Here is a 15,968-nt window from a genome sequence, read left to right as displayed (position 1 = left end):
GTTTCAGCCCCTGGGGTACGGCGGACGCGCGAAGGCGTCACGACACGTGAAGAGTCACGGATTCGCGTACTGGAGCAGGGGAGTTGATCTTGGTTTGGACGCAGTTCTCCCCGGCTGCCCGGTGCGGGGTCAGTCGGGAGAGGTGGTGGGCAGGGCGGCTTCCCTGCCCGCGCCGTCGACATCGTGGTCGCGGCTGGCGCCGATGAGCTTCAGCTGAGTGGTGGTGACGTCATCGGTGTGGACGGCGAAGGGGTGCCGGGCACCACCGGGGCCGTCGTGACCGGGGGTCGCGGTGGTGGCGGGCGCGCTCGGGGCGGTGGTGCCGCCGGGCAGGCCGGGGGTGGAGTCGCCGCCGCCGTCGCGGGCGTGGACGCCGGAGTCGCGCGGGGTGTCCTGCTGCTTCACGACCGGCGCCTGCGGCTTCGGGGTGAGGTGGACGAGCGCGAAGCGGGGGGTTTGCGGTGGCGTCGTGGTCTCCGCTGTCGCCGCGGGGGCGATCTCGACGGTGACGGTTTCGGGGGTGGCGGTCGTCGCGGGGACGGTCACGGTCACGCTGCCCGAGGACGAGCCGCCGAGGATCGGGTTCAGGATGTCGTCGATCGGGAGCAGGACGGGGGCGTCCGGGTTGCTCGCGGGCGGCTGCGTCAGGGGGGCCAGGACCGTGTGGGAGAGCGTGTCCGTGACCACGCCGACTGTGCTGGTGACTGTGTTCAGGGTGCCGCCGACCACGTTCAGGACTCCGCCGACCAAGCCGCCCAGGAGGCCGCCGCCGGAGGTTGTGGTGGTCTTCGTGGGCTCTTCGGTGCTGGTCGCGGTGTCGGCGGAGGTGGTCTCGCCGGTCGCGGGTTCCGTGGTTGCGGGCTGGGTGGCCTCGGTGGGCGTGCTCGCGGGCTCGCTGGTTTCGGGCTTTGTGGTGGCCGGTTCGGTGGTCGCGGTGTCGGCGGGCTCGGTGGCGCCGGTCGCGGTGTCGGCGGGCTTGGTGTCGTTCGCTGGCGTTTCGCCGGTCGCGGTGTCGCCGGTGGTCGTTTCGGTGGCGTCGCTGGTGGCGGAGTCCTCGGTCGACGTGCTGTCGGCGGTCGCCTGGGTGCACCGGGCAGCGCCGGTTTCGCGGTGACTGCTGGCGCGGTGGTGGTGGCCGAAGGCGGCCCGGCCGTGCTCCACAGTGGACACCGAGGAGTGCTGGCAGGCGGCGGTCTCCGCGGCCGAGGCGGTGTGGCCGGACAGCGCACCGGTGAGCAGCCAGCCCGCGAGGGTCAGCCCTCCGGCGACGAGGATCTTGGCGGCGGGCCGAGCCAGCGGAGACGCCCACGGCTTGGGCGAGCGCCCGCGCGCGGCGCCGCCGCGCGGCATGGCTTCCCGGGCGGGCCCCGTCGAGCGCTCGAGTGCGGCGGTGCCGCGCGCCGACAAGGCCGCCTCGCCGAGCCCCGCCGGGCGCCCAAGTGCGGCGACCTCGCGTGCCGACAAGGCGTCCAGCGCGGGCCCCGTCGCGCGCACGCGCGCGTGCGAAGGCTGGTTTTCACCCGCTGTGAGCGGCGGGCGTGCCGGGGCGCCGCGGCGCGCGTTCGCCGTGCTGCTCACCGCCACCACCACCGTCCGCGCCTGAGGCTCTCGCGATGCACGCTCGAGTCTGTTCTTGCTGGGGTCTTTCTCCGGCCAGGTCGCAGTTCCCCCGGGGCTGCACTCTTTCTAGCACCGCTCGGGAGTCTTTCATCTCTCCCGCGTTCGATCCAGCCCGTAAGGCGGAACGGCCCTACCGCACAAGGTATCTGCGGCCGACGAGTTGATCACTCTCAGTGCCGTTCGGGTGGTTGCCTGCGACCATTCGGACGAGTGCTGCAATTTGCACGTTTCGCCGCTGACCTGATGTTTCCCGGATCCGCGTGGCGTTGAGTGTCGAATCGGTGGCGGTGGGTGCTCGTCGCCACATTTCTGCCGGTCGACCGGGACCGCGCCCGGCAGGTGGGACGACCACGCCCATGACCGCCCCGAAACGGCTGCGGTGCGTGATCAATTCCCCGTGGACCCCGTCGCCGGGGATGCCGAAGTGGTCGCGGAGCGTGACCCCCTCGTGGAGCACGTGGGTTACTCCAGGGAGGCTGACTGCCGCAGGCGCGGGCCGTCGGGGACGGAACCAGGTCGTCAGACCAGTTTGCGCAAACGGGTGATGCCCTCGTCGATGACCTCGTTGCGTTTGCAGAACGCGAAACGCAGCAGGTGTTTCCACTCGTCCGGGTGATCGGTGAACACCTTCACGGGCACCGCCGCGACCCCGACGCGTGCGGGCAGCTCCCACGCCAGGTCGGCGGCGTCCGTGAACCCCAGCGGCCGGACGTCGACGCAGACGAAGTACGTGCCCGCCGTCCGGCGGACCGCGAACCCGGCCTCCGCGAGACCCGCCGACAGCCGGTCGCGCTTCTCCCGCAGCGAGTCGCGCAGGCCGTCGACCCAGGGCAGCTCGTGGTCGAGCGCGTGCGCCACCGCCGGCTGCAGCGGCCCGCCCGACACGAACGTGATGAACTGCTTCGCCGCCTTCACCGCCGCGACCAGCTCCGGTGTCGAACAGACCCAGCCGATCTTCCAGCCCGTGCAGTTGAACGACTTGCCCGCGCTCGAAATGCTCACCGTCCGCGGCCGCATGCCGGGCAGCGTCACCAGCGGGATGTGTTCCGCGTCGTCGAACACCAGGTGTTCGTAGACCTCGTCGCAGATCGCGATCAGGTCGTGCTCGACGCACAGCGCCGCGAGCGCCTCCAGCTCGGCGCGGGTGAACACCGTGCCGGTCGGGTTGTGCGGCGAATTGACCAGGATCGCCCTGGTCCGCGGGGTGACCGCGGCGCGCAGGCCGTCGACGTCGAGGCCGAACCGGCCGTCCGGGCCTTCGACGAGCCCGACCACCCGGCGCTCGGCGCCCGCCATCGCGACCGCCGCCGCGTACGAGTCGTAGTACGGCTCGATGACGATCACCTCGTCGCCCGCCTCGGTCAGCGCGATGAGCGTCGCCGTGATGGCCTCCGTCGCGCCCGCGGTGACGAGGATCTCCGTGTCCGGGTCGTACTCGGTGCCGTAGCGCAGCCGGTGCCGCGCGATCGCCGCCCGCAGCTCGGGCCTGCCCGGCCCCGGCGGGTACTGGTTGGCGCCGCCGAACAGCGCGTTCTTCGCGGCGTCGAGCATGCCGGCCGGGCCGTCGGTGTCCGGGAAGCCCTGGCCGAGGTTGACGGCGTCGTGCTGGACCGCGAGCGCCGTCATCTCGGCGAAGATGGTCGAGGTAAACGGGCGGAGGCGGGGGACGAGAGCAGGTTCGCGCACGATCAGCCATCCTCACGGACAATGGCGATGTGGAGCAACTGACCCCCGCCAAGGTGACGCCCGCCGACCCGCCGGGCGGCCCCGCCGGTGAAGAGGAAAAGCGGCGCGCGCTGCGGAAGATGAAGCTCGTCGCGCTGTCGTTCCTGCTCGGCGCCACGATCGTGTTCCTGCTGACGAGCTGGGCGCAGTCGGCCGGCTGGCCGGGCTGGGTGGGCTACGTCCGCGCCGCGGCCGAAGCGGGCATGGTCGGCGCGCTGGCCGACTGGTTCGCCGTCACGGCCCTGTTCCGCCACCCGCTCGGGCTGAAGATCCCGCACACGGCGATCATCCCGAACAAGAAGGACGCGCTGGGCAACAGCCTCGGCGACTTCGTCGGGTCGAACTTCCTGTCCGAGGAGGTCGTGCGCGACAAGCTCAAGCGCGTCGAGCTCGCCCGCCGGCTGGGTGGCTGGCTGGCGGAGCCGGAAAACGCCGAGCGCGTGACGTCTGAGCTGGCGACGATGGTCCGCGCCGCGGTTCGCGTTCTTCGCGACGAGGACATCCAGGCGATCATGGAGCAGGCGGTCGCGCGGCGGATCATCGACAAGCCGTGGGGGCCGCCGCTGGGCAAGATCCTCCAGGGCGTCTTCGCCGACGGCGCGCACCACAAGCTGGTGGACCTGATGTGCGACCGCGCGTACGAATGGGTCCGCGACAACCACACGACGATGCTGCGCGTGGTGTCGGACCGGGCGCCGAGCTGGTCGCCGAAGTTCGTCGACGAGATGCTCGCGGACAAGGTGTACGGCGAGGTGCTGTCGTTCGCGTGGGCGGTGAAGACGGACGTCAACCACCCGATGCGGCTCGCGCTGGACAAGTTCCTCGGCGAGTTCGCCCAGGACCTGCAGACCGACCCGGACGTGATGGCCCGCGCCGAGCAGGTGAAGGGCCAGATCGTGCACCACGAGGAGGTCCAGCGCCTGATCGGCTCGGCGTGGAGCACGGCGAAGGAGATGCTGCTCAACGCGGCCGAGGACCCGTCGAGCGAGCTGCGCCGCCGCGTGCGGCTGGGTCTGGTGTCGCTGGGAACGCGCTTGGTTTCCGACGACCAGCTGCGCGCGAAGGCCGACGGATGGGTCGAGGGCGCGGCGGCTTACCTGGTGAAGAACTACTCGCGCGAGATCACGACGATCATCACCGACACGGTCGAGCGGTGGGATGCCGAGGAGACTTCGCGGAAGATCGAGCTTCAGGTGGGGCGGGACCTGCAGTTCATCCGGATCAACGGCACGGTCGTGGGTGCCTTGGCCGGGTTGGTCATCTATGCCGTCGCGGAGCTGTTGTTCTGAGGGCTTTGGCCTATACCACACCTGGGGGAGTCTCAAACCAGTTGTCCACAGGAAGCTGAGTTATCCCCCGGGTTATCCACAGGTTTTCACGGTGATGGCCTAATGGATGTCCACAACGTGTGGGGGTGAGGGCGGGTCGGGTGTGGATATGTGGGGGGTTGGGGGTTGGTTGTCCACAGGCTTTCGCGGGTGTGCCGCTCGGATGAGGGGTGCGGCGGGTGGGCTTGGGTGTCGCGAATGGGTCATTGGGGGCGTTGGGGGTCGCGAATGAGTCATTCGCGACCCTCCCTCGGGCGGCAGGGCGGCAGGGCGGCAGGGCGGCAGGGCGGCAGGGCGGCAGAGCGGCCGGGCGGTAGGGCACGGCGGGCGCGGTGCGGCGGGGCCGGTGAGGCGGCGGGGTGCGTGGGCGCGGCTACCGGTGTCTTGAATGAGTCATTCAGGGCGTGGGAGGTCCTGAATGACTCATTCAAGACGCTGGGGCGGCGCGGGGTCAGTGTGGGTGGGGTGAGGCTGGGTCAGCCCGCCGCCGCGCGGGCTCGCCAGCCCCTTGCCTTTTCGCGGTTGCCGCACACCCTCATTGAGCACCACGTTCGCGATCTGTTGCGGGACTCGTCGTAGAACGCCCACAAGCACGTGTCCGCCGGGCAGATCTTCAACCTGATCCAATCCCCTCGGACCACCAGCCTCGCGCACGCCGCGAACACCGCTCCCACCACGTCGTCCGCCACCAGGGCCGGGCCCTCCGATGTCAGCGAAATCCGGGTGCCCACGTCGAGGCTTCCTCCCGGCAGTCTCGGGTCACCTATTGCCGCCCGCAGTGCGTCGCGGGCCGCTCGGGCCTCCGAGGCCGGGTTTGGGTTCAGCTCGTGCCTTGCCGCCCACTCTCGCCAGCGCCCGGGATCTTCGAGCAGGTCAGTGCCCTCTTCGACGTTGACCGTGTTGAGGAACTCCACGACGAGGGACGCGTCGGTGTGCACCGAACCAGTGTACGGCGGCCGGTGGTTGCCCCCTCGTGCGCTAACCCACATAATGCCTTCACTGGTTACTCACGATCGAAGGGAGCGACGATGAGTGCGGTACCGACGCTGGGTGTGGTGGCCCTCGACTGCCCCGACCCGGTGGCGCTAGCCGAGTTCTACCGGGCGGTGCTCGACTGGGACGCGCCCGAAGTCGCCGAGGACGGCCACTGGGTCACCCTGCGCGACCCGCGCGGTGGCGCCGGGATCGCCTTCCAGCGGGTACCCGACTACCGGCCCCCCGCTTGGCCGTCGGCGGAAAACCCGCAGCAGATGCACCTCGACCTCAACGTCACCGACATGGAAGCCGCGCACGAGCGCGTGCTCGGCATCGGCGCCAAACTGCTGGACGACGCGCCGAAGGGCTTCCGCGTCTACGCCGATCCCGTCGGCCACCCGTTCTGCCTCTGCGCCTCCTGACGCGTTTATGCGTAGGCTCTGATGTGTGATTTGTCCGAAGTGTCAGAACCAGATGCGGACTGTGGACAAGAACGGCGTCCACATCGACCAGTGCGACGGCTGCCGGGGGATCTTCCTGGACCGCGGTGAGCTCGAGGCCATCGTCGGCGCGGAAAGCTCCTTCTACGGCCAGCAGCCCCCGCCCTACCAGGGCGGTCCGGCGCCGACGGCGCACTACGGCCGTCCCGACTCGCCGCGGCCCTACCGGGGTGGCTACCCGGACTCGCCGAAGGGGTACCGCGGTGGTTACGCGGACTCGCCGCGGCCGCACCGCGGTGGCTACTCCGATTCGCCGCGGCCCTACGGCCACGGTCACCGCAAGCGCAGCTTCCTCGAGAACCTCTTCGACTGAGGTGGGGCTCGACCTGCGGATCTGCCCGTCGTGCGGCGACCGGGCCGACCGCCCGGTCGTCGACGGCAGCACCCTCGAGTGCGCGCGGTGCGGCCACCGGTGGCCGTTCCGGAAACTGCCGCTCTTCGCGCTGACCGGCCCGAGCGGCGCCGGGAAGTCGACGCTCGGGCCGCTGCTCGCGGCCCGGTTCGGCGGCGACGTCGTCGTGCTGGAACAAGACGTCCTCTGGACGGGCGCCCTGCGCGACGACGTCCCGGCGTTCCGGGCCGCCTGGCTCCGGATGGCGGCGATGCTGCACCAGAACGGCCGCCCGGTCGTGCTGTGCGGCACCGTCGCCCCACCGGAGTTCGAACCGCTGCCCGAACGCGCCTTCTTCAGTGACATCCACTACCTCGCGCTGGTCGGCTCGCCCGAGTCGCTGCGACGGCGGCTGCGCGCCCGCCCCGCCTGGCGCGAGTGGGACGAGGCGCGGATCGAGGAGATGCTCGAGTTCACCGAGTGGCTCCGGAAGTCGGCGGACGAGCTGGGCGTCGAACTCTTCGACACGACGGACGTCTCGGCCGAGACCGCGGCCGACCACGCCGAGAAGTGGATCCGGGCCCGGTTGCCCTAGGCGAGCGGCCAGGTCCGGCCGTCGGGGGCGTCGAGCCAGAACTCCTGACCCTGCTCGGTCACTGTCACGCCGAAGCGGTCGCGCTCCGGCTTGCCCAGCTCGCACCACTCGACGTACGCGGCTTCGGCGAGCTCCCACAGCGCGCGCGGGCCGCCCTGGGCGACCTCGTCCGCGCCGCCGCGCTTGCGGTGGCGGACCCACGAGCCGTCCGGGTGCACCAGCGCGACGCTCGGCGCTTCGTCGTCGGCGCCGTCGCGGACCGCGCGGACGCCCGGCAACGCCAACCCCGCGAAGAACTCGAACTGCTTGCGCGGCTGCAGGACCGTCGACATCGGCAGCCGCGTCTGCTCCCAGTCGTCGCGCGACGGCATCGGCAGCGGGCCCGTCTCCGGCAGCCGGTGCGCGCGCAGCGGCATGAACCGGCCGTCGCGCGCCAGGACGCGGCCCCGGCCCGTGCCGTCCTCGCCCGCGACGAGCCGGACCAGGCCCGCGCCGATCGGGCGGTTCAACGTCGTCACGATCAGGCCGCCCGGTTTCGTCTGCGCCAGCCAGGCCGGCGGGATCGACGACACCGACGCCGTGCACAGCACCCGGTCGAACAACGTGCCGGCCGGGAAGCCGAGCGCGCCGTCGCCCACCGCGCACGAAGGCCGGTAGCCCGCCACGGCCAGCCGTTCGCGCGCCTGCGCGACGATCACCGGGTCGATGTCCACTGTGGACACCTGGCCCGCGCCGCAGCGGTGGCTCAGCAGCGCCGCGTTGTACCCGGTGCCGGTGCCGATCTCGAGCACGCGCTGCCCGTCGCGCACCCGCAGCTCCTCGAGCATGATCGCCATGATCGACGGCATGCTCGACGAGCTCGTCGGCGTCCCCGCCACCGGGCCCGTGCGCCGGGCGAGCTCCCAACGCTCCGGGTCGTCGTCCAGCTGCGTCACCAGGACGTCGCGGGAGTACACCGTCTCCAGCCAGCCCGGGTCATCGCGGTCGACGGCCGCCCACAGTCCGCCCGCCGGCGCGAAGAACCGCGGCAGGAAGACGTGGCGGGGGACGGCGCGGAAAGCGGCCACCCACTCCGGGGCGTGCAGGACGTCCTCGTCGAGCAGCTGCTCGACGAGCCGCCGCCGGAGCCGGGCCGAGCGCGTCATGCGACCACGTTAGCGGTGAGCACCACCACACCCGATAGTTGCAAGCAGGGTGCTTGCAATTGCTAGCACTCGCGCGTACCGTCGAAAGTGTCGCGAGGAGGTGACCGGATGGCAGAAACCGGTGGGACCCAGCCCGGATCCGGCAGTCCCATGGAGAAGGTCGCGGACATCGCTTCCGACATCGGCGAGTACATCCGCCAGCAGCGCAACACCGCGAAGATCTCGTTGCGCCAGCTGTCGAAGCTCGCCGGCGTGTCCAACCCGTACCTGAGCCAGATCGAGCGCGGGGTCCGCAAACCCAGCGCGGAGATCCTGCAGCAGATCGCCAAGGGCCTGCGCATTTCAGCCGAAGCGCTGTACGTGCAGGCCGGGATCCTCGATCTGCCGACGGGTGGTCCGGTGGGCGACGCGATTCGCGCCGACGCCGAGCTGACCGAACGGCAGAAGCAGGTCCTGCTCGACGTCTACGAGTCCTTCCGCCGGGAGAACGCCGCGGCACGGCCGGCCGCCGAGTCCGCTCCCACCACAGACACCCCAGAGACCACTCCAGCCGCGAACACCAAGGAGTCAGCATGACCACCCCCAAGAGCGAAGACGTCAAGAAGGCCGTCAACTCCGCCATCGACCAGGTCCGCACCCCGCTGCTCGCCGCGCTCGGCGCCGGCAACCTGGCCGGCCAGGCCGTCAGCGACGCCGTGGCGAAGGCCAAGGAGAACGTGACCAAGGGCAGCGAGACCGCCCGCAAGAACCTGCAGGAGCTGCCGACCGACGTCGAGAGCCTCCGCGAGAAGCTGGACCCGGCCGAGCTGCGCAAGGTCATCGACGAGTACACCGAGGCCGCGCTCAAGCTGTACAACAAGCTGGCCGAGTCGGGCGAGCAGGCGTGGGACAAGATCGCCGCGCAGCCGCAGGTCAAGAAGGCCATCGAGCAGCTCGAGGAGGCCCTGACCACCGCGCAGGGCCAGGTCGAGGGCGTCACCACCGAGGTGCGCGAGCGCGTCGACGGCGTGCTGGCCAACTTCACCAAGCGCACCCGCTCGGTCGGCGAGAAGACCGCCCGCAAGGTGACCGAGGTCGCCGGCGACGCCGCCGACGCCATCGAGGACCTGGGTGACGACGTCGCCCACGAGACCCGTTCCGCGAGCCGCAAGGTCGCGAACAAGACGGCCCCGAAGACGGCCGCGCCGGCCCGCCGGACGACCACCAGCGCCGCCGCGAAGAAGCCGGCCGCGCCGAAGGCCGACAAGTAAAAACGCCGTGAACACCCCGCCCCGCCGCCGGACCTCCGGTGGCGGGGCCGGGGTCGTTCGGGCGGTTTGCCGTAAGCTGTCGTCGTGCTGGTTGCCTACTGGATCCTCCAAGTCATCCACTGGGGCAGCGCGCTGGTCGGGCTCTTCGCCTTCGTGCACGCGCTGCTTCAGCGTGCCGACGCCTACTCCGCCGCCGATCGCAAGACCAAGCCGATCTGGATGCTGATCACCGGTGGCGCGACGCTCGCCATGGCGTTGTTCGACGTGATGGGGCCGGGGATGATCTTCTGGGTGCCCGCCATGGCCGCGGTCCTCGTCTACATCGTGGACGTGCGCCCCAAGCTCATCGAGGTGCAGCGCGGCGGCTCCAGCTGGTAGTTAGGCTGGCGGGGTGACCTGGACGATCGCAGGGAGCCTCACCGTCGTTCCCGCCCCCACGCGTACTGACCTCCTCGCCGAGCCCGTCGCCAAGGCGCTGGCCGCGCTCGCCGACCCGGATGCCGTCGGCGTCACGGAGATCGACCCGTCGCTGGCCGACACCGCCGCCTTCTGCGAGGCCTACGGCTCGCCGCTCGAAGCCTCCGCGAACTGCGTTGTCGTCGCCGGCAAGCGCGCCGGTGAAGTCCGCTTCGCGGCCGCGCTCGTGCTCGCGACCACCCGCGCCGACGTCAACGGCGTCATCAAGCGCCGCCTCGACGTCCGCAAGGCGTCGTTCGCGCCGATGGACGAAGCCGTCGCCCTGACCGGGATGGAGTACGGCGGCATCACGCCCGTCGGCCTGCCCGCCGAGTGGCCCGTCCTGATCGACAAGCGCGTCGCGGACGCGCCCGAACTCGTCATCGGCAGCGGGATCCGCGGCAGCAAGCTGCTGATCTCCGGCACCGCGCTGGCCGCGCTGCCCGGGGCCGAGGTCATCGAGGACCTCGCCCGGTGACGTCCGTCTGGCTCCGGTACCTGACCGGTGCCGACATCGACTCGCTCGGCATCACCGAAGCGGACATCGTCGGCGCGGTCGAGGACGTGCTCGCCGACCACGGCCGCGGCCAGGTCGTCTTCGAGCCGCGAACCCACCTCGTGCCGGACAACGGCGGCAAAGGCCACTTCAACATCCTTCGCGGCCACCTGTCCGCGAAGCAGGTCAGTGGCGTGAAGGTCGTCGGTGACTTCGTGGGGAACTTCGAACAGGGCCTCCCTTCCGAAATGGCGTTGATCCTGCTGCTGGACCCGGACACGGGCATGCCGCGGGCCATAGTCGACGGCACGATGATCACCGAGGCCCGCACCGGCGCGATGACCGCCGTCGGCGCGAAGTACCTGGCGCGCCCGGACTCCCGGGTGCTCGGGCACATCGGTGCCCGCGGTACCGCCTGGTGGAACGTCGTGCTCCTCGACTCGTTGTTCGACTTCGCCGAAATCCGCGTGACCAGCAAGCGTCCGGAGTCGCGCGAAGAGTTCGGCAGGCGCCTTTCGGAACGGCTCGGCAAGGACGTCCGCGTCTGCGCCACGGCCGAGGAGACCCTGGACGGCGCCGACATCCAGGTCGAGGCCTCCCGGCTGGTCGAACCCGAAGCGCTGGTGCGCCGCGAGTTCCTCCGGCCGGGCACCTTCCTGGTGCCCTACGGCACGATCAGCGCACTGGAGCTCACGCTGCTCGACGACATCGACAAGGTCGTGGTCGACGACTGGCGCGAATCCCAGTCCGGCAACCCGCGGTTCGGCGCCCTGCGCCCCCAGCTCAACGCCGGCCTCCTCACCGCGGACCGGGTCCACGCCGAGATCGGCGACGTCGTGGCCGGGAAGAAGCCCGGCCGCGAGTCCGACGCCGAACGGATCCTGTTCTGGCACCGCGGACTGTCCACAACGGACATCGCGGTGGCGACCATGATCCTCGCCCGTGCCGAGGCTTCCGGCGTCGGCACCATGCTGCCCTACCGATGATCATCACCGGTAGTGGGTTCGCCGACGGTGAACGGCTGGTTTTGGCCAAACCGCTGGTAGAAGCCCTGAAGCGACGCCGGGAAGCGGCCGGAATACTCCTTTCGCGGCCCGAAAAACCGGTCTACGGGGTCACCACCGGCATGGGACGGCTCGCCGGCGTCGCCCTCGACGCGCGGCAACAGGCCGAGCACCAACGGAACCTGCTGATCGGCCGCGCGGTCGGCGGGCCGCCGTGGCTGCCGCCCGAAGACGTCCGCGCGCTGCTCCTCGCCCGGCTGGACGACTTCCTGCAGCCGTGGTCGGCCGTGAGCCCGGAGCTGGTGCAGTTCCTCGTCGACCGGCTCAACGACGGGTTCACGCCCGCCGTCCCGCGCACCGGGCTCGGCAGCTCGGGCGAGATCATCCCGCTGTCGCACGCTTTCCAGACGTTCCTCGGGATCGGCACGGTCCTCGAAGACGGCGTCGAGATCCCCGCGGCCGAGGCGCTGGCGAAGCGTGGCGTCGAGCCGTACGTGCTCGGGCCCAAAGAAGGTGCTTCGCTGCTTCAGGGTTCTCCGCTGGCCGTAATGCACTCGCAGCGCGGCGAGACCGAAGCCCGGCGGCTCATCGACCTGCAGACGCTCACCGAGGCCATGGCGATCGACGTCCTCGGCGCGCCCCGCGAGGCGTTGTCGCCGGTCATGGCCGGTGGCGACGAGCAGTTGCGGCGGATCCTGGCCGCGGTGAACGAACTGGTGGGTGCGGGGCCGGTGCGGGCGGACGTCGTGCAGGCGCCCCTTTCGGTACGGGTCGCGCCGCGCGCCCTCGCGCACGCCGCCCGCGTCACCGACGACCTGAGCGAGACGGTGCGGCGCTGGCGGACGATGCCGGGCGACTCACCGTCGTTCATCGAGGGCGAGTTCGTCCCGGGCACGGCGTACCACGCGATCGACCTCGGCCTGCGGATGGACGCCGTGACAGCGGCTTTGGTGCACCTCGGCGAGATTTCCGTGCAGCGCCAGCACCGGCTGCTCGACGAGCGGTTCAGCGGCCTCCCGGCCCAGCTCACGAGCGACCCCGGGCCGCGCGCGGGGTTGGTGCCGTTGCACAAGAGGGCGGTCGGCGAGTTGCACGCGTTGCGACGGCTCGCCGCGCCCGCGACGCTCGGCTCGATCGACACCTCGGCCGGCCAGGAGGACGTGCAGGCGTTCGCGTGGGCGGCGGGGGAGCAGCTGCGGGCGGCCGCTTCGCACCTCTTCGCGATCACGGCGTGCGAGCTGGTCACCGGGTCGCAGGCGCGGCACCTCGCGCCGGACGGCGCACCCGGGCTGGACGCGGCTTACGAGTGGGTCCGGACGGTCGTTCCGCCGGTCGAGGAGGACCGGCCGCTCGGTCCCGAAGTCGAGCGCCTGATCACCGCGTGCCGCACCGGAAAGACGGCGTGGACCTCGGCCTGATCGGGCGGGCGGCCGCGATGTTCGCGGTGACGAACGTCGACGACCTCGTGCTGCTCGCCGTCTTCTTCGGGCGGGCCGCCGGGCGGCGGGGTGCGCTGGACGTCGTCGCCGGGCAGTTCCTCGGCTTCGCCGCCATCCTCGGCGTTTCCGTCGCCGGGGCGCTCGGCGCCGGGCTGCTGCCCGACGGGCTCGTCCGGTGGCTCGGCGTGCTGCCCGTGCTGCTCGGGATCCGCGCGGCCTGGCAGGCGTGGCACGCCGACGACGGCGAACCCGCGCCCGCGGCCGGGGTCCTCGGGATCGCGGTGGTCTGCTTCGCCAACGGCGGTGACAACGTCGGCGTCTACGTGCCCGCCTTCGCCGCGACCGGGCCCGGCGGGCTCGCGGGTTACGTCGTGGTGTTCCTGGTGGGCGTGGCCGTGTGGTGTGCGGCCGGACGGTTCCTCGCCACCCGCCCCGGCGTCGCCCGGGTGCTCGCGCGGTGGGGGCACGTCGTGCTGCCCGTGGTGCTCGTCGCGCTCGGGGTGCTGATCCTCGTCGGCGCGTTCTAGCGGGCGATTTCGCCGATGTGGCGCCAGGTTTCGGGTGACACGGTCAGCGTGCCGGACGTCGGGGCCTTCGAGTCGCGGACCGCCACCGTGCCGGGGAGGAAAGCGACCTCGACGCAGTTTCCCTGCGCACCCTCGCCGGAGCTGTAGCTGCTCTTGTACCAGGAAAGGTCGGACACGGTTCGCCTCCCGTCAGGTCTCGGCGATCACCTGCCGGATCAGCCGGATCGAATCCGGTTCGTCGAGCGCGAGATCGGCGAGGTGTCGGAAGACCAGCCTAGCAACGTTCACGTCCTTGGCTTTCTCGAACTGGAGCGAGCCGAAACCGTGCTCGATGTAGGCGATGTCCGGCTCCCGCAGCCGGGGATAGCTGAGAATGGTGAAGCTGCCGTTGCGCCCGGAGTGGAACCCGTGGTTGATCGGCACGACCTGCACCGTGACGTTGGGCAGCTCCGCGCGCTCGATGATCTGCTCGAGCTGGGCGCACTGCTCGTGCGGGACCAGGTCGGGGCGCCGGAGGACGGACTCGTCGATGATCGCGTGGAACTTGAGGGGCGGATCGTCATCGGTGAGGCGGGCCTGGCGGCGCAGGCGGACCGCGATCTCGTTCTCCAACCGGCGAGGTGACAACGGTTCCCGCGCACCGGCGAACGCGGCGCGCATCCCGGCTTCGGTCTGGAGCAGGCCCGGAACGATGCCGAACTCGTACACGCGGACCTCGTCAGCGTCGGCTTCGAGCGAGATGTAACTCATGTCGTCGAGGCCGTACGCGTGCCACCAACCCTTCTCGAACGCCCGGTCGTACTGGCGGACCCAGTCGTCGTAGTCCGAGACGATCACGCCGTAGCGGTCGAGGAGAGCCACGAAACCGTTGTAGTCGGGGAGATATCCCAGCTCGATGCGGCTCATCTTGTTCTTGTTGAACCGCATCGGCGCACCGGCTTCGACTTGCGTGAGTCCGGCGTTCTCGCGCAGGCGGCGAAGCTTGTTGGCGAGCAGGCGCTTGCGTGCGTTGGGCTTGGGCCGATCCATGCACAGATCGTAAGATGTGACTGCGCAGGGTGAGATTCCTACGCTTCCCGCCGGGCCGACTGCAAGGCCAGGCCGCGCGGCGTCGCCAAACGGGTGATCAGCGCGAAGGCGCCGTCGCAGAGCAACGCCAGCACCACGGCCGCGAGGCCGCCCGCGAAGATCTCGCCGTAACCCTGTGCGCCCAACGCGAAGCCGTCGACGATGTAGCGTCCCAAACCGCCGCCGTCGTTGACGATCGCGCCGATCGCGACCGTCGCGATCAGCTGGAGGAACGACACCCGCGCGCCCGCCAGGATCACCGGGGACGCCAGCGGCAGCTCGAGCCGCAGCATGATCTGCCACTCGCGGTAACCCGTGCCGCGGGCCGCGTCGATGGTGTCCTGCTCCAGGGACACCACTCCCGCGTACGTGTTGGTGAACAGCGGTGGCATCGCCAAGGCCACCAACGCCAGCAGCAACGGCCAGAACGTCGTGTCCAGCTCCCAGCGGCTGGCCAGGAACCAGAACAGGATGATCAGGCCGAAGCTCGGGATCGCGCGGCCGATGTTCACCGCGCTGCTCGCGAGGAACGCGCCCCGGCGGTAGTGGGCGAGCCACAACGCCGCCGGGATCGTCAGGACGGCCGCGATCACCAACGCCAGCAAGGAAAACCTGAGGTGCTCGACGGTCCGGTACGGGATGCCCGCCTTGTCCGTCCAGCTCCAGCGGTTCGGGTCCGCGAGCCACGCGTTCAGCTGGTCGAGGAAGCTCATCGCGCCCGCACCTTCCGCGCCCACGGCGCCAGCAGGCGCTCGCTGAGCCACAGCAACAGATCCACGACCACGGCCAGCGCGACCGACAGCACCACGCCGACGATGATCTCGGTCGGGTTGGGCGTCGCCGTCTGGATGCCCGCGCGGATGAAGTAGCCGAGGCCGCCGAGGCCGAGCATCGACGTCACGGTGACCAGGCCGATCGTCGTCACCGCGGCGACGCGCAGCCCGGCGATCACCACCGGCAGCGCCAGCGGGGAGCTCGATCTGCCAGAGCAGCCGCGTCCGCGTGTAGCCCATGCCGACGGCGGCTTCGCGGACCTCGTTCGGCACCTGGTCGACGCCGGTGACGATGTTGCGCACCAGGATCAGCAGCGTGTACGTCGCGAGCGGGATCATCGCGGTGAGGAACGTCAGCCCGAAGAACGGCACCAGCACCGCGAACGCGCCGAGGCTCGGGATCACGTACAGCGCGCCGGCCGCGCTCAGGATGAACCCGTACGACCAGCGGAACCGCAGCGAAAGCACCGCGAGGCCGATCGAGACGACCAGTCCGACGCCGAGCGCGGCGGCCGTCAGCGAGACGTGCTCGCCGAGGCGCTGGACGATGTCGTCGGCGTTCCGGTCCACCCACTTCCACTGGAAGATCGGGAGCCCGCTGTCGGCGGCCAGCGGGGTCACCGCGGTCACGTGCACCGGCCGACCCTACCCCGATCGGGCGGTCAAATTCCGCAGGCTGGGAATTCTGGACCGTTTGTCCCAGCATGTGGATTCTTGTCGGGGGTCGGAGCTAGGG

At 70.7% G+C, this 15,968-nt stretch carries 18 protein-coding genes and 1 pseudogene; 11 read left to right on the top strand and 8 right to left on the bottom strand.

The features are described from left to right. Positions 1-129: 129 nt before the first annotated feature. Together QP939_RS10345 and QP939_RS10340 are read right to left on the bottom strand one after the other, a co-directional pair. Entirely contained in the window at positions 130-1,578 is a 1,449-nt protein-coding gene (locus QP939_RS10345) for a hypothetical protein (RefSeq protein WP_285456438.1), read from the bottom strand. 561 nt (positions 1,579-2,139) lie between these two features. Further along, complete coding sequence (locus QP939_RS10340; RefSeq protein ID WP_285456437.1) at positions 2,140-3,306, bottom strand: pyridoxal phosphate-dependent aminotransferase; 1,167 nt, start codon at positions 3,304-3,306, stop codon at positions 2,140-2,142. 29 nt (positions 3,307-3,335) lie between these two features. On the opposite strand from QP939_RS10340, the gene QP939_RS10335 reads away from it, so the two are divergent. Next, on the top strand, positions 3,336-4,634 hold the full coding sequence (locus QP939_RS10335) for a DUF445 domain-containing protein (protein WP_285456436.1): 1,299 nt from the start codon (positions 3,336-3,338) through the stop codon (positions 4,632-4,634). Positions 4,635-5,149: 515 nt separating this feature from the next. On the opposite strand, the gene QP939_RS10330 is transcribed toward QP939_RS10335, so the two are convergent. Further along, complete coding sequence (locus tag QP939_RS10330; RefSeq protein ID WP_285456435.1) at positions 5,150-5,611, bottom strand: CGNR zinc finger domain-containing protein; 462 nt, start codon at positions 5,609-5,611, stop codon at positions 5,150-5,152. Between the two features lie 90 nt (positions 5,612-5,701). Here QP939_RS10330 and QP939_RS10325 point away from each other — a divergent pair, with 90 nt between their 5' ends. Genes QP939_RS10325 through QP939_RS10315 form a run of 3 tightly spaced genes read left to right on the top strand, consistent with a single transcriptional unit; the run spans position 5,702 to position 7,074 of the window. Further along, positions 5,702-6,070 (top strand): VOC family protein, encoded by a 369-nt coding sequence (locus QP939_RS10325; protein ID WP_285456434.1) that lies wholly within the window; start codon positions 5,702-5,704, stop codon positions 6,068-6,070. A 25-nt stretch (positions 6,071-6,095) separates the two neighbouring features. Further along, a complete protein-coding gene (locus tag QP939_RS10320; RefSeq protein ID WP_285456433.1) occupies positions 6,096-6,461 on the top strand; it encodes a TFIIB-type zinc ribbon-containing protein in 366 nt (121 codons plus the stop codon). Between the two features lies 1 nt (position 6,462). After that, entirely contained in the window at positions 6,463-7,074 is a 612-nt protein-coding gene (locus QP939_RS10315; RefSeq protein WP_285456432.1) for a nucleoside kinase, read from the top strand. On the opposite strand, the gene tgmC is transcribed toward QP939_RS10315, so the two are convergent. Further along, complete coding sequence (gene tgmC, locus QP939_RS10310) at positions 7,071-8,219, bottom strand: ATP-grasp peptide maturase system methyltransferase (RefSeq protein WP_285456431.1); 1,149 nt, start codon at positions 8,217-8,219, stop codon at positions 7,071-7,073. The two genes, QP939_RS10315 and tgmC, sit on opposite strands and share 4 nt — an antisense overlap. A gap of 150 nt (positions 8,220-8,369) precedes the next feature. Between tgmC and QP939_RS10305 the strand changes: the two genes are divergently transcribed. The 7 genes from QP939_RS10305 (at position 8,370) to QP939_RS10275 (ending at position 13,391) form a co-directional block, all read left to right on the top strand. Continuing rightward, entirely contained in the window at positions 8,370-8,795 is a 426-nt protein-coding gene (locus tag QP939_RS10305; protein WP_414641754.1) for a helix-turn-helix domain-containing protein, read from the top strand. Next, entirely contained in the window at positions 8,792-9,469 is a 678-nt protein-coding gene (locus tag QP939_RS10300; RefSeq protein ID WP_285456429.1) for a hypothetical protein, read from the top strand. The genes QP939_RS10305 and QP939_RS10300 overlap by 4 nt, the downstream gene beginning before the upstream one ends. A gap of 84 nt (positions 9,470-9,553) precedes the next feature. Continuing rightward, positions 9,554-9,847 carry a DUF2516 family protein gene (locus QP939_RS10295; protein ID WP_285456428.1) on the top strand — a complete coding sequence of 98 codons (294 nt, stop codon included), beginning with the start codon at positions 9,554-9,556 and terminating at the stop codon, positions 9,845-9,847. Positions 9,848-9,860: 13 nt separating this feature from the next. After that, positions 9,861-10,403 (top strand): YbaK/EbsC family protein, encoded by a 543-nt coding sequence (locus QP939_RS10290; RefSeq protein WP_285456427.1) that lies wholly within the window; start codon positions 9,861-9,863, stop codon positions 10,401-10,403. Further along, positions 10,400-11,407, top strand: coding sequence for an ornithine cyclodeaminase family protein (locus tag QP939_RS10285; RefSeq protein ID WP_285456426.1), 1,008 nt, complete (start codon positions 10,400-10,402; stop codon positions 11,405-11,407). Before QP939_RS10290 ends, QP939_RS10285 begins: the two co-directional genes overlap by 4 nt. Beyond that, positions 11,404-12,843, top strand: coding sequence for an aromatic amino acid lyase (locus QP939_RS10280; protein ID WP_285456425.1), 1,440 nt, complete (start codon positions 11,404-11,406; stop codon positions 12,841-12,843). The genes QP939_RS10285 and QP939_RS10280 overlap by 4 nt, the downstream gene beginning before the upstream one ends. After that, complete coding sequence (locus tag QP939_RS10275) at positions 12,828-13,391, top strand: cadmium resistance transporter (protein ID WP_285459707.1); 564 nt, start codon at positions 12,828-12,830, stop codon at positions 13,389-13,391. Before QP939_RS10280 ends, QP939_RS10275 begins: the two co-directional genes overlap by 16 nt. On the opposite strand, the gene QP939_RS10270 is transcribed toward QP939_RS10275, so the two are convergent. The 4 genes and pseudogenes from QP939_RS10270 to QP939_RS10255 all read right to left on the bottom strand — a co-directional run bounded on the left by QP939_RS10270 (position 13,388) and on the right by QP939_RS10255 (position 15,868). Further along, a complete protein-coding gene (locus QP939_RS10270; protein WP_285456424.1) occupies positions 13,388-13,567 on the bottom strand; it encodes a DUF397 domain-containing protein in 180 nt (59 codons plus the stop codon). The genes QP939_RS10275 and QP939_RS10270 overlap by 4 nt on opposite strands. 13 nt (positions 13,568-13,580) lie before the next feature. Next, complete coding sequence (locus tag QP939_RS10265) at positions 13,581-14,420, bottom strand: helix-turn-helix domain-containing protein (RefSeq protein WP_285456423.1); 840 nt, start codon at positions 14,418-14,420, stop codon at positions 13,581-13,583. A 38-nt stretch (positions 14,421-14,458) separates the two neighbouring features. Beyond that, the gene (locus QP939_RS10260) at positions 14,459-15,172 is read right to left on the bottom strand and encodes an ABC transporter permease (protein WP_285456422.1); all 714 of its coding nucleotides are present in this window, start codon (positions 15,170-15,172) and stop codon (positions 14,459-14,461) included. Next, positions 15,169-15,868, bottom strand: a pseudogene (locus tag QP939_RS10255) (ABC transporter permease). Before QP939_RS10255 ends, QP939_RS10260 begins: the two are co-directional and overlap by 4 nt. Positions 15,869-15,968: the final 100 nt, after the last annotated feature.

This window comes from Amycolatopsis nalaikhensis (assembly GCF_030264295.1).
Classification (GTDB): Bacteria; Actinomycetota; Actinomycetes; order Mycobacteriales; family Pseudonocardiaceae; genus Amycolatopsis; species Amycolatopsis nalaikhensis.
This window is presented reverse-complemented; position numbering and strand designations above follow the sequence as displayed.

Bases quoted from the DNA above. Each gene is read 5' to 3' on its own strand.
- QP939_RS10325 (WP_285456434.1), top strand. From the start codon at position 5,702: ATGAGTGCGGTACCGACGCTGGGTGTGGTGGCCCTCGACTGCCCCGAC.
- tgmC (WP_285456431.1), bottom strand. From the start codon at position 8,219: ATGACGCGCTCGGCCCGGCTCCGGCGGCGGCTCGTCGAGCAGCTGCTC.
- QP939_RS10305 (WP_414641754.1), top strand. From the start codon at position 8,370: ATGGAGAAGGTCGCGGACATCGCTTCCGACATCGGCGAGTACATCCGC.
- QP939_RS10300 (WP_285456429.1), top strand. From the start codon at position 8,792: ATGACCACCCCCAAGAGCGAAGACGTCAAGAAGGCCGTCAACTCCGCC.
- QP939_RS10280 (WP_285456425.1), top strand. From the start codon at position 11,404: ATGATCATCACCGGTAGTGGGTTCGCCGACGGTGAACGGCTGGTTTTG.
- QP939_RS10265 (WP_285456423.1), bottom strand. From the start codon at position 14,420: ATGGATCGGCCCAAGCCCAACGCACGCAAGCGCCTGCTCGCCAACAAG.
- QP939_RS10260 (WP_285456422.1), bottom strand. From the start codon at position 15,172: ATGAGCTTCCTCGACCAGCTGAACGCGTGGCTCGCGGACCCGAACCGC.